10 protein-coding genes and 3 pseudogenes are annotated in these 15,259 nt (G+C 53.1%); 6 read left to right on the forward strand and 7 right to left on the reverse strand.

Translation table 11 applies throughout. The features are described from left to right. Nucleotides 1-164: 164 nt before the first annotated feature. Nucleotides 165-1,358 carry an ROK family protein gene (locus tag ABZJ92_RS07675; RefSeq protein ID WP_005047319.1) on the reverse strand — a complete coding sequence of 398 codons (1,194 nt, stop codon included), beginning with the start codon at nt 1,356-1,358 and terminating at the stop codon, nt 165-167. Between the two features lie 117 nt (nt 1,359-1,475). Between ABZJ92_RS07675 and ABZJ92_RS07680 the strand changes: the two are divergent. From ABZJ92_RS07680 to ABZJ92_RS07705, 6 genes and pseudogenes are all read left to right on the forward strand, one after another. Then, nucleotides 1,476-4,757 (forward strand): annotated as a pseudogene (locus tag ABZJ92_RS07680) (DUF5107 domain-containing protein). Between the two features lie 96 nt (nt 4,758-4,853). Then, a pseudogene (locus ABZJ92_RS07685) lies at nt 4,854-5,836 on the forward strand (substrate-binding domain-containing protein). A gap of 22 nt (nt 5,837-5,858) precedes the next feature. Continuing rightward, complete coding sequence (locus ABZJ92_RS07690; protein ID WP_000493489.1) at nt 5,859-7,370, forward strand: sugar ABC transporter ATP-binding protein; 1,512 nt, start codon at nt 5,859-5,861, stop codon at nt 7,368-7,370. Between the two features lie 24 nt (nt 7,371-7,394). Further along, entirely contained in the window at nt 7,395-8,393 is a 999-nt protein-coding gene (locus ABZJ92_RS07695) for an ABC transporter permease (protein WP_000271335.1), read from the forward strand. 32 nt (nt 8,394-8,425) lie between these two features. Then, a complete protein-coding gene (locus tag ABZJ92_RS07700; RefSeq protein WP_000700776.1) occupies nt 8,426-9,520 on the forward strand; it encodes a zinc-dependent alcohol dehydrogenase family protein in 1,095 nt (364 codons plus the stop codon). A gap of 11 nt (nt 9,521-9,531) precedes the next feature. After that, a complete protein-coding gene (locus ABZJ92_RS07705; protein ID WP_000158544.1) occupies nt 9,532-10,404 on the forward strand; it encodes an aldose 1-epimerase in 873 nt (290 codons plus the stop codon). A 47-nt stretch (nt 10,405-10,451) separates the two neighbouring features. On the opposite strand, the gene ABZJ92_RS07710 is transcribed toward ABZJ92_RS07705, so the two are convergent. From ABZJ92_RS07710 to hcaE, 6 genes and pseudogenes are all read right to left on the reverse strand, one after another. Continuing rightward, nucleotides 10,452-10,874 carry a DoxX family protein gene (locus tag ABZJ92_RS07710; protein ID WP_001094726.1) on the reverse strand — a complete coding sequence of 141 codons (423 nt, stop codon included), beginning with the start codon at nt 10,872-10,874 and terminating at the stop codon, nt 10,452-10,454. Nucleotides 10,875-10,970: 96 nt separating this feature from the next. After that, a pseudogene (gene hcaD, locus ABZJ92_RS07715) lies at nt 10,971-12,198 on the reverse strand (phenylpropionate dioxygenase ferredoxin reductase subunit). Nucleotides 12,199-12,207: 9 nt separating this feature from the next. Beyond that, nucleotides 12,208-13,020, reverse strand: a complete 813-nt coding sequence (gene hcaB, locus ABZJ92_RS07720) for a 3-phenylpropionate-dihydrodiol/cinnamic acid-dihydrodiol dehydrogenase (protein ID WP_001281382.1) — start codon at nt 13,018-13,020, stop codon at nt 12,208-12,210. Then, a complete protein-coding gene (locus tag ABZJ92_RS07725; protein ID WP_001080102.1) occupies nt 13,017-13,337 on the reverse strand; it encodes a bifunctional 3-phenylpropionate/cinnamic acid dioxygenase ferredoxin subunit in 321 nt (106 codons plus the stop codon). Before ABZJ92_RS07725 ends, hcaB begins: the two co-directional genes overlap by 4 nt. After that, nucleotides 13,337-13,855: a 3-phenylpropionate/cinnamic acid dioxygenase subunit beta gene (gene hcaF, locus ABZJ92_RS07730; protein ID WP_001276076.1), complete on the reverse strand. Its 519-nt coding sequence runs from the start codon at nt 13,853-13,855 to the stop codon at nt 13,337-13,339. Before hcaF ends, ABZJ92_RS07725 begins: the two co-directional genes overlap by 1 nt. Beyond that, nucleotides 13,852-15,213, reverse strand: coding sequence for a 3-phenylpropionate/cinnamic acid dioxygenase subunit alpha (hcaE, locus tag ABZJ92_RS07735; protein WP_000211158.1), 1,362 nt, complete (start codon nt 15,211-15,213; stop codon nt 13,852-13,854). Before hcaE ends, hcaF begins: the two co-directional genes overlap by 4 nt. Between the last annotated feature and the right edge of the window lie 46 nt (nt 15,214-15,259).

The raw sequence follows: 15,259 nt of genomic DNA on the forward strand, positions 1-15,259 counted from the left end.
GTTCATGTTGGATGCGGCATGAACACCTTCTCAGGCCTACAAAATCTTGCAAATTCAATATATTGCAATCTCCGTGTAGGCCTGATAAGCGTAGCGCATCAGGCAATTTTTCGTTTATGATCATCAAGGCTTCCTTCGGGAAGCCTTTCTACGTTATCGCGCCATCAAATCTGTCGTAACTGCGCCTCAACATACAAATAGCCAATTCCCAGCACCTGTTGTGCGCGGCTTAATTGCCCGAAGCCAATTTGCGTCGCTTTCACGCTCGGTCCTTCGTCGCGGTCGAACGGGTTAAATCCTGTCTGGCGAATAATAGTATTAAGCCAGTTCTCACCAAAGGCACAACTGCGACCGTACAACCAAATCTGATTAATATTGAGGATGTTGAGGAAGTTATACAGACTCAAACCAATGGCATTGGCAGAGCGATCAACCCAGCTGGTGATCCACGGTTCTCCACTCTGCCAGGCAGCGATTAACTGCGCGGTTGTCAGTTTTTCAGGCTCAAGCTGAGTATTAACCGGTTGTGATTTTAGCCATACCCGCGCCTGTTTTTTTAATGCACTTAACGAGGCGACGGTTTCCAGGCTGCCGTAACGTCCACAGTCGCAGACGACTCCATCCGGATTAACGATGGTGTGACCAATCTGTCCGCTACCATACAAACTGCCGCGATAAATTTGCTCGTTAATCACGAACGACGAGCCAATGCCGTAATCAACGTTGATCACGCAGAAATCCCGTTCCTGCGAATTATTTTGCCATTTCTCCGCCAGCGCCAGCATCACGCAGTCATTATCGACCAGCACCCGAATGCCCAGCTTCTCTTCCAGCAGATACTTCACCTCAACTGGCGTTGTCCACGGCGCTTGCGGCATGGTTTGCGATACGCCGGTCACCGGATCAACCTGCCCGTGGATTGCCAGCGCCAGATTGATGGTGCGGTCCGGCCACAATTTACGGTGGCGATGCCAGCATTTTTCGATTTCGGACAGCAGCGCCTGCGGCGTCGGTACATCAATCTGTAAATACTCAAATTCGCCTTTCGGACTTAAACAAGCATTAGCAACCTGACACTCAATACTGGTGGGCGTCACGTTCAGGCACAGCGTCCAGTCACCTTCCGGCGCAATCAGCCATGTACCGCTACTATGCCCGCGCGTCTGGCTTTCATCGTCAATATTCACCACCCGTTTTTCGCTTTCCAGTTCCTGCAAAATATTACTGACTGCCGGAATCGAAATTTGCGCCAGCCGGGCCAGCGTTGATTTATTGGCGCGCTTTTGCCGGTACAGCAGTTCCAGAATCACGCATTTGTTATGGTGGCGAATCTGTTGATTGTTAATGCAGGCTCTCATCTTCACTAAACCTTGTTTAGTTAATTGCGTGATTATTCCGCGAAAACATTGCCAGATTGTTCAATACACTGCCACAAATCTTTTAATTCAGTATGTCTTGTTAATATTGAGGGCACCATGACTCCAGTAAAAGTGTGGCAAGAGCGCGTTGAGATCCCGACCTATGAAACCGGGCCGCAGGATATACATCCCATGTTCCTGGAAAATCGCGTTTATCAGGGATCGTCCGGCGCGGTTTATCCCTACGGCGTGACCGATACGCTGAGCGAGCAGAAAACCCTGAAATCCTAGCAGGCGGTGTGGCTGGAAAACGACTACATCAAAGTGATGATCCTGCCGGAACTGGGCGGTCGGGTGCATCGCGCATGGGATAAAGTGAAACAGCGCGATTTTGTCTATCACAATGAAGTCATTAAACCTGCGCTGGTGGGGATGCTGGGACCGTGGATCTCCGGCGGGATTGAGTTTAACTGGCCGCAACACCATCGCCCGACCACCTTTATGCCCGTTGATTTCACCCTCGAAGCCCATGAAGACGGTGCACAGACGGTGTGGGTCGGCGAAACGGAGCCGATGCATGGTTTACAGGTGATGACAGGTTTCACCCTGCGCCCTGACCGGGCGGCACTGGAAATCGCCAGCCGCGTCTATAACGGCAACGCCACGCCGCGTCATTTCTTGTGGTGGGTCAACCCGGCAGTGAAAGGGGGTGAAGGGCATCAGAGCGTTTTCCCACCGGATGTGACTGCGGTGTTTGATCACGGCAAACGGGCCGTCTCCGCTTTCCCCATCGCCACCGGCACTTACTACAAAGTGGACTACTCCGCCGGAGTGGACATTTCTCGCTATAAAAATGTGCCTGTTCCAACCTCATATATGGCCGAAAAATCGCAGTACGATTTTGTCGGCGCGTGGTGTCACGATGAAGATGGCGGTTTGCTGCACGTTGCCAACCACCATATTGCGCCAGGTAAAAAACAGTGGAGTTGGGGACACAGTGAATTTGGCCAGGCGTGGGATAAGAGTCTGACCGACAATAACGGCCCGTATATCGAACTGATGACCGGTATTTTTGCCGATAACCAGCCTGATTTTACCTGGCTTGATGCTTACGAAGAGAAGCGTTTCGAGCAGTATTTCCTGCCTTATCATTCTCTGGGCATGGTGCAAAATGCCTCCCGCGATGCGGTGATAAAACTCCAGCGTAGTGAGCGGGGGATTGAGTGGGGGCTGTATGCCATCTCTCCGTTGAACGGATACCGTCTGGCGATCCGCGAAATCGGCAAATGCAACGCGTTGCTCGATGATGCCGTGGCCCTGACACCAGCGACCGCCATCCAGGGCGTGTTGCACGGTATCAATCCTGACAGACTGACCATTGAACTCTCCGATGCCGACGGCAATATTGTACTGAGTTATCAGGAACATCAGCCGCAGGAGTTGCCGTTGCCGGACGTCGCCAAAGCGCCACTGGCAGCACAAGACATTACCAGTACAGATGAAGCCTGGTTTATCGGTCAGCATCTGGAGCAATATCATCACGCCAGCCGTTCACCGTTCGATTACTACCTGCGCGGCGTGGCGCTGGACCCGCTGGATTATCGCTGTAACCTGGCGCTGGCGATGCTGGAATATAACCGCGCAGATTTCCCGCAAGCGGTGGCGTATGCCAGTCAGGCGCTGAAACGTGCACATGCGCTGAACAAAAAACCGCAGTGTGGACAAGCAAGTTTGATTCGCGCCAGTGCTTACGAACGTCAGGGACAATATCAACAAGCCGAAGAGGATTTCTGGCGTGCGGTCTGGAGCGGCAATAGTAAAGCAGGCGGCTATTATGGTCTGGCACGACTGGCGGCGCGTAATGATAACTTCGACGCGGGTCTGGATTTTTGCCAACAAAGTCTTCGTGCCTGCCCAACCAATCAGGAAGTGCTTTGCTTGCATAATCTGCTGCTGGTGTTAAGTGGTCGTCAGGACAACGCGCGTTTGCAGCGCGAGAAACTGCTGCGTGATTATCCGCTGAACGCCACTCTGTGGTGGCTGAACTGGTTCGATGGTCGTAGCGAATCAGCCCTCGCGCAGTGGCGCGGTCTGTGTCAGGGACGCGACGTTAACGCTCTGATGACCGCCGGGCAACTGATTAACTGGGGAATGCCCACCCTGGCGGCAGAGATGCTGAACGCACTGGACTGCCAGCGCACGCTGCCGCTTTACCTGCAAGCCAGCTTGCTGCCGAAAGCCGAACGTGGCGAACTGGTCGCAAAAGCCATTGATGTCTTCCCGCAGTTTGTCCGTTTCCCGAATACGCTGGAAGAAGTGGCGGCGCTGGAGAGTATTGAAGAGTGTTGGTTTGCTCGCCATTTACTGGCCTGCTTCTACTACAACAAACGTAGCTACAACAAAGCCATTGCCTTATGGCAACGTTGCGTAGAGATGTCGCCGGAGTTTGCCGACGGCTGGCGCGGGTTAGCGATCCATGCGTGGAATAAGAAACACGATTATGAGCTGGCCGCGCGTTATCTTGATAATGCTTATCAGCTTGCGCCGCAGGATGCACGTCTGCTTTTCGAACGGGATTTGCTGGATAAGTTAAGTGGAGCCACACCGGAGAAACGACTGGCGCGTCTGGAAAATAATCTGGAAATTGCGCTGAAACGCGACGACATGACCGCAGAACTGCTCAATTTGTGGCATCTCACGGGTCAGGCAGACAAAGCGGCGGACATTCTCGCCACGCGTAAATTCCACCCGTGGGAAGGCGGGGAAGGGAAGGTCACCAGTCAGTTTATCCTCAACCAGTTATTACGCGCCTGGCAGCATCTTGATGCCAGAGAGCCGCAGCAGGCCAGCGAACTGCTTCATGCCGCGCTGTATTATCCGGAGAATTTAAGCGAAGGCCGTTTACCGGGGCAAACTGATAACGACATCTGGTTCTGGCAGGCGATATGCGCCAACGCGCAGGGCGATGAAACTGAAGCGATGCGTTGTTTACGTCTGGCGGCGACCGGCGATCGCACCATTAACATCCACAGTTATTACAACGATCAGCCGGTTGATTATCTCTTCTGGCAAGGAATGGCGCTGCGACTGCTGGGTGAACAGCAAACCGCACAGCAACTGTTTAGTGAAATGAAACAGTGGGCGCAAGAGATGGCGAAAACCAGTATTGAGGCGGATTTCTTTGCTGTTTCACAACCTGACCTGTTATCGCTGTATGGCGATTTACAACAGCAGCATAAAGAAAAATGCCTGATGGTGGCGATGCTGGCGTCCGCGGGACTCGGGGAGGTTGCGCAATATGAGTCTGCTCGCGCTGAATTGACGGCGATTAATCCGGCCTGGCCGAAAGCGGCATTATTCACCACTGTGATGCCTTTTATTTTTAACTACGTTCACTAAACCCTATTAACTGTAATATTTGAGCGGCACGCGCTGCCGCTCATCACAAAATAATTAGAATAAGCCGTTGTTAATAAAAACCCTACAGGAGGCACTATGCCTAAAAAAATGAGAACAACCCGTAATCTATTATTAATGGCTACGCTATTAGGTAGCGCACTATTTGCCAGGGCTGCGGATAAAGAAATGACCATTGGTGCAATATACCTTGATACCCAGGGATATTACGCTGGAGTGCGTCAGGGCGTTCAGGATGCGGCAAAAGATTCTTCAGTACAGGTACAGTTAATTGAAACTAACGCCCAGGGGGATATTTCGAAAGAAAGTACCTTTGTTGATACCCTCGTGGCGCGTAATGTCGATGCCATTATTTTATCGGCAGTGTCTGAAAATGGCAGTAGCCGTACCGTTCGTCGCGCCAGTGAAGCGGGTATTCCGGTGATTTGCTACAACACCTGTATTAATCAAAAGGGTGTCGATAAATATGTCTCGGCGTATCTGGTCGGCGATCCACTGGAATTTGGTAAAAACTGGGTAACGCTGCCGCCGATTATTTTATTGCCAATAAAATTGACCAGCCGAAAATTGCCGTCATCAATTGCGAAGCCTTTGAAGTTTGTGTGCAGCGACGTAAAGGATTTGAAGAAGTATTAAAATCCCGCGTTCCCGGCGCGCAAATTGTCGCTAACCAGGAAGGGACTGTTTTAGATAAAGCGATTTCCGTTGGTGAAAAACTGATTATCTCCACGCCGGATCTCAACGCCATTATGGGGGAGTCGGGCGGTGCGACACTCGGCGCGGTAAAAGCGGTACGTAATCAAAATCAGGCCGGAAAAATTGCTGTTTTCGGTTCGGATATGACAACCGAAATTGCTCAGGAGCTGGAAAACAATCAGGTGCTGAAAGCGGTAGTGGATATTTCCGGTAAGAAAATGGGCAATGCTGTTTTCGCGCAAACATTGAAGGTTATCAATAAACAAGCCGACGGTGAAAAAGTGATTCAGGTGCCAATCGATCTCTATACCAAAACGGAAGATGGTAAACAGTGGCTGGCAACGCACGTTGATGGTCTGCCCTAATCGCTGATTCGCAGAGGTCCCTATGTTCACGGCAACAGAGGCAGTCCCGGTAGCAAAAGTGGTGGCAGGAAATAAGCGTTACCCCGGCGTCGTTGCGCTGGATAACGTTAACTTCACGCTCAATAAAGGCGAAGTTCGTGCGCTGTTAGGTAAAAACGGCGCGGGCAAATCGACTCTCATTCGAATGCTTACCGGCAGCGAACGCCCGGATAGCGGTGATATCTGGATTGGCGAGACGCGACTGGAAGGTGACGAAGCTACGTTGACTCGCCGTGCCGCTGAACTGGGGGTTCGTGCGGTTTATCAGGAATTAAGTCTGGTGGAAGGGCTGACGGTGGCAGAAAACCTCTGCCTTGGTCAATGGCCTCGCCGCAACGGCATGATTGATTACCTGCAAATGGCGCAGGATGCCCAACGTTGCTTACAGGCGCTGGGCGTTGACGTTAGTCCTGAACAACTTGTTTCAACGCTAAGCCCGGCGCAAAAGCAACTGGTGGAAATTGCACGGGTGATGAAGGGCGAGCCGCGCGTGGTCATTCTTGATGAACCCACCAGCTCGCTTGCCAGTGCAGAAGTTGAACTGGTGATCAGTGCGGTGAAAAAGATGTCGGCACTGGGCGTGGCGGTGATTTATGTCAGCCACCGGATGGAAGAAATCCGCCGCATTGCCTCCTATGCCACCGTTATGCGCGATGGTCAGGTGGCGGGCGATGTGATGCTCGAAAACACCTCCACGCATCATATTGTGTCGCTAATGCTAGGGCGTGATCACGTTGATATTGCGCCGGTTGCCCCTCAGGAAATTGTGGATCAGGCCGTACTGGAAGTCCGTGCGTTACGCCATAAGCCCAAGCTGGAGGATATCAGCTTTACGCTACGTCGTGGCGAAGTGCTTGGCATTGCTGGCCTGCTGGGGGCAGGGCGCAGTGAATTGCTGAAGGCGATTGTTGGGCTGGAGACGTATGAACAGGGCGAAATTGTTATCAACGGCGAGAAAATCATGCGCCCCGATTACGGCGACATGCTGAAACGCGGCATTGGCTATACGCCAGAAAACCGCAAAGAAGCGGGGATCATTCCCTGGCTAGGCGTTGACGAAAATACAGTGCTGACCAATCGGCAAAAAATCAGCACCAACGGTGTGCTGCAATGGTCCACCATCCGCCGCCTGACCGAAGAGGTGATGCAGCGGATGACGGTCAAGGCTGCCAGTAGCGAAACACCCATCGGCACGCTTTCTGGTGGCAATCAGCAAAAAGTGGTGATCGGTCGTTGGGTCTATGCCGCCAGCCAGATTTTGTTGCTCGACGAGCCAACGCGCGGCGTCGATATCGAAGCCAAACAGCAGATTTACCGTATTGTCCGTGAGCTGGCTGCCGAAGGAAAAAGCGTGGTGTTTATCTCCAGTGAAGTGGAGGAATTGCCGCTGGTGTGTGACCGCATCCTGTTATTACAGCACGGCACGTTCTCGCAGGAGTTTCACTCGCCGGTCAATGTGGATGAGCTGATGTCCGCCATTCTGTCTGTGCACTGATGAATTTTACCGAGGAACCTGAAGATGTATGCTTCGTCATTACCATTGCCGCAGGGCAAGAGCGTCTCGCTCAAACAATTTGTCAGTCGCCATATTAATGAGATCGGTTTGCTGGTGGTGATTGCCATTCTTTATCTGGTCTTCTCCCTGAACGCGCCTGGCTTTATCTCATTGAATAACCAGATGAACGTGCTGCGCGATGCCGCCACCATTGGGATTGCCGCCTGGGCGATGACGCTGATTATTATCTCCGGTGAAATTGATGTCAGCGTTGGGCCGATGGTGGCTTTTGTCTCGGTGTGCCTGGCATTTTTGCTGCAATTTGAAGTTCCGTTGGCGATTGCTTGTCTGCTGGTGTTGCTGTTAGGCGCGCTGATGGGAACGCTCGCCGGGGTGCTGCGCGGCGTGTTTAACGTACCAAGTTTCGTTGCCACACTGGGGCTGTGGAGCGCTCTGCGCGGAATGGGGCTGTTTATGACCAACGCACTGCCAGTGCCGATTGACGAAAACGAGGTGCTGGACTGGCTGGGCGGACAATTTCTCGGTGTGCCAGTATCCGCGCTGATCATGATGGTGTTGTTTGCGCTGTTTGTGTTCATTAGCCGAAAAACCGCCTTCGGGCGCTCGGTTTTTGCCGTTGGCGGTAATGCCACGGCGGCGCAGTTGTGCGGTATTAACGTTCGTCGAGTGCGCATTCTTATCTTTACCCTTTCGGGATTATTAGCGGCGGTGACCGGCATTTTGTTGGCGGCACGCCTCGGTTCCGGTAACGCAGGTGCCGCAAACGGTCTGGAGTTTGACGTCATCGCCGCGGTCGTGGTCGGCGGTACGGCACTTTCCGGCGGTCGCGGTTCCCTGTTCGGTACATTGCTTGGTGTGCTGGTGATTACGCTAATCGGTAACGGTCTGGTGCTGCTCGGTATTAACTCCTTTTTCCAGCAGGTGGTACGCGGCGTCATCATCGTGGTGGCGGTGCTGGCGAATATCTTGCTGACCCAGCGAAGCAGTAAAGCGAAACGCTAAACCTTAACGCCCCTGGCGCGGGTGCTGCAGGGATGAAAATTAATCGTATTGTTAATGAGGGATTTATGAAAACGATGCTGGCTGCTTATTTACTAGGAAATTCAACCGTCGATCTGCGGGAAGTTGCGGTGCCGACGCCGGGGATTAACCAGGTACTGATCAAAATGAAATCCTCCGGGATTTGCGGAAGCGATGTCCACTATATCTATCATCAACACCGTGCCACGGCGGCGGCACCCGATAAACCGTTATACCAGGGATTTATCAACGGTCATGAACCGTGCGGGCAGATTGTGGCGATGGGGCAAGGCTGCCGCCATTTTAAAGAGGGCGACCGCGTGCTGGTGTATCACATTTCTGGCTGTGGTTTTTGCCCGAACTGCCGCCGCGGCTTTCCTATCTCTTGTACTGGCAAAGGAAAAGCGGCTTACGGCTGGCAGCGTGACGGCGGTCATGCCGAATATCTGCTGGCGGAAGAAAAAGATCTGATCCTCCTGCCGGATGCGCTGAGCTACGAAGATGGTGCGTTTATCAGTTGCGGCGTTGGCACGGCCTATGAAGGGATTTTGCGCGGCGAAGTTTCCGGCAGCGATAACGTGCTGGTGGTCGGTCTGGGGCCGGTCGGCATGATGGCGATGATGCTGGCGAAAGGTCGCGGTGCAAAACGGATCATCGGCGTTGATATGCTGCCGGAACGTCTGGCGATGGCAAAACAGTTAGGGGGGATGGATCACGGCTATTTAGCAACCACCGAAGGTCTGCCGCAGATAATTGCTGAACTTACCCACGGTGGCGCGGATGTTGCGCTCGATTGTTCCGGTAATGCCGCAGGTCGCTTGCTGGCACTGCAATCCACTGCTGACTGGGGGCGGGTGGTTTACATTGGTGAAACCGGAAAAGTGGAATTCGAGGTCAGCGCTGATCTGATGCACCATCAACGGCGGATTATCGGCTCCTGGGTGACCAGTCTGTTCCATATGGAAAAATGCGCCCACGATTTGACTGACTGGAAGCTGTGGCCGCGTAACGCCATTACCCATCGCTTCTCGCTAGAACAGGCAGGTGATGCCTATGTGCTGATGGCGAGCGGCAAATGCGGGAAAGTTGTGATTAACTTCCCGGATTAAGGAGTTAGCGGATGACCATCTATACCTTATCCCACGGGTCGCTAAAGCTGGACGTTTCTGACCAGGGCGGCGTAATCGAAGGCTTCTGGCGCGATACGACGCCGCTCTTACGTCCTGGTAAAAAAAGCGGTGTGGCAACCGATGCCTCATGTTTTCCGCTGGTGCCATTTGCAAACCGGGTGAGCGGCAACCGTTTTGTCTGGCAGGGGCGTGAGTATCAACTGCAACCGAATGTTGAGTGGGATGCGCACTATCTACACGGCGATGGCTGGCTGGGCGAGTGGCAATGTGTCTCGCACAGCGATGATAGTTTGTGTCTGGTGTATGAACATCGCAGCGGTGTCTATCACTATCGGGTAAGTCAGGCGTTTCATTTAACGGCGGATACGCTGACGGTGACGCTCTCTGTCACCAATCAAGGGGCAGAGACGCTGCCATTTGGTACCGGCTGGCATCCTTATTTTCCGTTGTCACCACAAACGCGGATTCAGGCGCAGGCGAGCGGTTACTGGCTGGAACGGGAGCAGTGGCTGGCGGGTGAGTTTTGCGAGCAGCTACCGCAGGAACTGGATTTTAACCAGCTCGCGCCGTTGCCGCGTCAGTGGGTGAACAATGGTTTTGCCGGATGGAATGGTCAGGCCCGCATCGAGCAGCCGCAGGAAGGTTATGCCATCATCATGGAAACGACGCCACCTGCACCGTGTTATTTCATCTTTGTTTCCGACCCTGCGTTTGATAAAGGATATGCGTTTGATTTCTTCTGTCTGGAACCGATGAGCCATGCGCCGGATGAGCATCATCGCCCGGAAGGGGGTGATCTCATTGCGCTAGCACCAGGGGAATCAACAACCTCAGAGATGTCGTTGCGGGTAGAGTGGCTGTAATTTATAAAATGCCGGATAAGGCGTTCACGCCGCATCCGGCATCTTTCCTAACGCCGATCGAGAGAAATTGCCCCCGGTCCGGTAATTGCCAATAGCAAGAACGCGCCAGCGATACTGACATTCTTCCAGAAATTAATCATATTTGGCCCAACCGCATCGCCGGTCATATCCCAGTAATGGTGACCAATCACCGCCGTACCCAGCGTGTAGAAAATAAACAGCACCGCCAGCGGACGGGTGAAAAAGCCAAGCACGATTAATATCGCGGCGGGCACTTCCATAACTACCGCAATAATCGCTGCCAGCATCGGCATTGGCGCGCCCAACGAGGCCATATATTGGACCGTACCGTCAAAGCCCATCATTTTGGGAAAACCAAAAATAATGAAAATTAAGACCACGGCGATACGGGCAATTAATAACAAAACGGGGCGGGCAGCTCCAAAATCAAAATAACGTAGTGTGTTCATAACCAATCCCTTTGCAAGATAATGTGATTTAAACGTAATACACACTCTTGCACCTCGCCACGCCCCAGGCATTGAGATATTCGCTAATTATCCTGATTACAGTGATTTAAGCGCGATGTTCTCATCTATCAGCAGTTTCGCATCAAACGTTTTGCCGCTCTGGATCCATTTGCGAATTGGGCGAATCTCACGGCCCTGATTCAGCGTGACCGCACCGATAAGCACGCCGTTTTGCAGATTAAACCAAATCGCCTTCTGAGTTTCCGGGTTGCCACGACAAAGCCAGTCATCGCCACGCATATCGCCAATAAACTGTAAGTTATCACTGTACTGATCGCTCCAGAACCACGGCGGCGGCAGTAGCGGTAGCGGTAGCCCTAACATTGCGGCAGCGGCAATTTGCGCCTGGTTATTGGCGTTTTCCCAGCTTTCGCAGCGGTGTAGTGCACCATTATCAAGACGAGTGATTGCCACATCGCCACCGGCAAAGATCGCGGGATCGCAGGTGCGGCAAGCCTCATCAATGACAATGCCATTGGCAGTATCAAGGTTGGCCTCGCGAGCCAGTTGCTCGTTGGCGCTGATACCAATACCGTAAATCACCACATCAGCCTGAAGCGTTTCCCCACTTTGCAGCGTCAGTTCTACTTTTTCACCATCGACCACATGTTCAATGGCATTATTGAGCAGAATGCGCACACCAGCCTGCTGATGGCGCTGTAAAAGATAGCGTTGCACGGGCGGTGGTGCATTACGGCCCATGACGGTTGCCGCCAGTTCAATCACTGTCACCTTACATCTGCGCTGCGCTGCGCTGCGCTGCGCTGCGCTGCGTGGCGCTGGCAGCCAGTTCCAGACCAATAGTTCCGGCACCGACAATCACGACTGACCGTTCGGGCTGCAGAACTTCTCGCAGTCTGGCGGCATCACCGGCATGGTGTAGGGTAAAGCAGCGTTCTCCCAGTGCATCAAGCAACGGCAGCGGTCGAGCTGCCGCGCCGGTTGCTATAAAAAGCTGATCCCAGTGCCAGCTTTCGCCGTTGGTTAACACTAACTCTCGTGTGTCGCGACCCAGCGTTTTGATGGTTACACCGGAATGCAGATGAACATTGTTTTCCTGCCACCAGTTAGCGGGTAACACCTGCTGTAACTGCGGGGAATCTTCCAGCAACATGGATTTCGAGAGTGGAGGTCGTTCATAAGGAAGATGTCGCTCATCGGAAAACAGATGCAGCTCACCGGTGAACCCTTGCTGGCGTAGCGAGGCCGCAGCCATTGCCGCCGCTTGCCCGCCACCGACAATAATGATCGTTTTTTCTTTCATCGTGCTTCCTTAAAGATCCAGCCCAGCCGCTACGTGGCGAATGCCGCGAATCGCTAAACCCGCATCAGCGTTGATCATCACACCGCTTAATGCGCGATTATTGCGCCGCGATGCCAACATCACATACGGCCCCGTAAAATCCGCCGGTTGCGGGAAAAATTGCAGCGGTAAAATGGCGGCAATTTTCTCCGGCGTCAGAGACTGCATTATCGAGGTTTCACTTTGCCCGAGCGCCTGTGGGCCGCGCAGGTCGCTGGCCATACCACACGGGCCGACGCCATTCACCCGCACTTTCGGTGCCAGTTCATAAGCCAGTTGGCGAATAAGTCCGGTTGCGGCATGTTTACTGGTGGTGTACAGCGGGCCACCGCCGCCAGGATACCAGGCGGCATTTGACAGTGTGAAAATCATGCTGCCTTCACTGGCGATTAACGCCGGAGCGCAGGCTTTTGCGCCCAGCAGGTAACCGAGTACGTTGACGTTAAACAGCTCGTGGAAGCCGGTTTCGAGCGTCTCTGCGGGAGTATTAACCAGTGAGGCATTGTGATCCCAGATGCCTGCATTGCCGATAAAACAATCCAGCTTGCCGGAACGAGTCAGGATCTGATCGACCGCGCGTTGATAATCGGCATAACAGGTCACGTTACCTTCCACCGCCAGAATATGTTCGCCAAATCGCTGACGCAGACTGGCGACTTTTGCCGCCGACAGTTCCAGCGTGGCAACTTGCGCGCCTTCTTCGATAAATCGCTCGACCAGCGCCAGCCCTAATCCCGATCCGCCGCCGGTAATAAAAATGGACTCGTTATGCAGATCGCTCATGGCTGCGCCTCCGGTAAGTCGATGAAAATGTCACCACCTTCAACGTGTACTGGATAAGTGGTGAGCGGATCGGTGGCGGGCAGGCATAACGCTTTCCCCGTTTTCAGGCAAAAACTGGCGGCGTGTAGCGGGCACTCCACCGTGGCGTCATCTTCCAGATACCCTTCTGACATCGACGCATTACCATGGCTGCAACGATCGTTAATGGCATAAAACTCGCCGCCCACGTTGAACAAGGCGATGACGGGCGAGGTATCTATCCGGAGAGCCTCACCCTCCGGCACATCCGCAACGGGACACGCATAAATTCGATTCATCAGAACAGTACACTCAGGTTATGGGAAGTGATCACCGCTTGATCCAGGACGATATCCCGTTCCAGCAAGCGCCAGTTGTCATCTTCCAGACGGCGAACTTTGTCGAAACGCGTTCCAACATAGAATGTTTCATCGCGCTCTTTTTGTGCCCGATAAAGTAGATAATTCACCCTCACGGCAAATACGTTTGGGATGTCGGTTTCGCTTACCTGGCAGTTGCTGATTAAGTGACGAGTGCGTGACGGCGGCTCTTCTGCCCAGGCCATGCCCGTTTCCAGACGGGCGATTCGCCGCTCCAGCTGGTCTTTGGTGTCATTGAAAATCCAGGTCGTCGGCGGCTGGACGCCTTTGCGACGGTCGCGTGTTTGCGCGTTAACCGTGGTGCGCATGGTGTAACGAATCTCTTCGTCGAGCTGTGCCAACCAGTCACGAAATTTCCAGTCATCCAGCAGACTGGCTTCGTGAAAGAGAAACTGGCTAATGCGGTGATGTAACTCCAGTGAAACTTGCGCACTCATTTCATCACCTCCTGCTGGTAAGCGGCGGTTTTATCGAGCACTTCCTGCCAGCTTTCGCTACTCAGAAGATCGGCCCAGCGTTGGTACATTCCACGAGCGGCAGTTTCTGAAAAGATATAGTTAGTAATGCCAGGAATGCCGTCGTCGCGGCGCTTTTCCTGACCAAGCCCCATTTCCAGACACAGTTTGCTGTTGCGGGCGCGGTGGCCTTTAAGCAATTTCTGGATTTCACACCAGTTCTCCGAGTCATCCTGCTCGAGAAAACCAGCAGGACCAAAAGCACGAGTGGCGCTGTTTTCAAAAGCGGCTTTAACTTCATCGGAGGCGGCTTTGTCAGTAATACAGAACGCCCACACTTCAACTTGATCAGGGCCGCGCGGATGCCAGACGCGGAGTGTGGCAGTGCCGTTTAGCCATGAAAGCGTGGGGAATATATTGTTATGACCCGCCAGGCGCAGGGCGCGAACTTCACCTAAACGTTGTTCTGCTTCGGCATAGGTTTCGCGGTAATAGCTTGAAACTGCGCCATCGACCCAGACATTAGCATCCGGTTTTTCAGTAAAGAAGAAACCGCTACCGTGACCGTCCTGACCAAATTGCAGCGCATCTTTGGCGGTTTCCCACACCGGGCGGGCGGTTTGTCCATCACCGAGGCGCTTATCGCTGCCATCATCTTTCGCCCCTAATACCTGAACGGCAGAAGCATGGCTGAACAGAGCATGATACTGGTCACTGGCGAACTGCTCTGCCGGGAATTTCCAGTTACAGTTGATCACCCACTTTTGTACGCCGCCGACAATTTCGGTGCCGCCTTCGCGACGATCCAGCATGCCATCCAGATACCAGGCAATGTCACCCAGGTAATCATGCAGGCCCGGTGCGCTGGTATCCCAGTTGCCAAAAATCAGTCCTTTATAACTCTCCACACAAGGAACTTCGTTTAGCCCCCAGTGGGATTTACACAACCCTTGTGGGTAGGCGCGAGGTTCCAGCGGTACATCGATCAACTCGCCGTTAATGCCATAAGACCAGCCGTGATACGGGCAGGTAAAGGCGCGACTGTTGCCACAATCTGCATAACTCACACGCATGGCCCGGTGGCGGCATTGGTTGAGAAACGCCTTGATGCTGCCGTCTTTCTGGCGCACCACGACAACTGCATCTTCTCCCATGTAGGTGTTAAAGAAATCACCGGGTTTTGGGATCTGGCTTTCGTGGGCGAGAAATAGCCAGCAACGACCGAAAATACGCTCAAGCTCCAGTTGGTAAATGTCCGGGTCGGTATAAATACGCGGAGTGACCCGACCGTTTTGGGTGTCAATCAGTTGGTAAATGTTCAAATCTGAGGGTGTGGTCATATTTTTTAATCCTGAAAGATAAGATGTATTGACCTTCTATTTTTGT

It is taken from the genome of Shigella sp. FJ200513, from assembly GCF_040495915.1.
In the GTDB taxonomy this organism is placed as follows: domain Bacteria; phylum Pseudomonadota; class Gammaproteobacteria; order Enterobacterales; family Enterobacteriaceae; genus ECMA0423.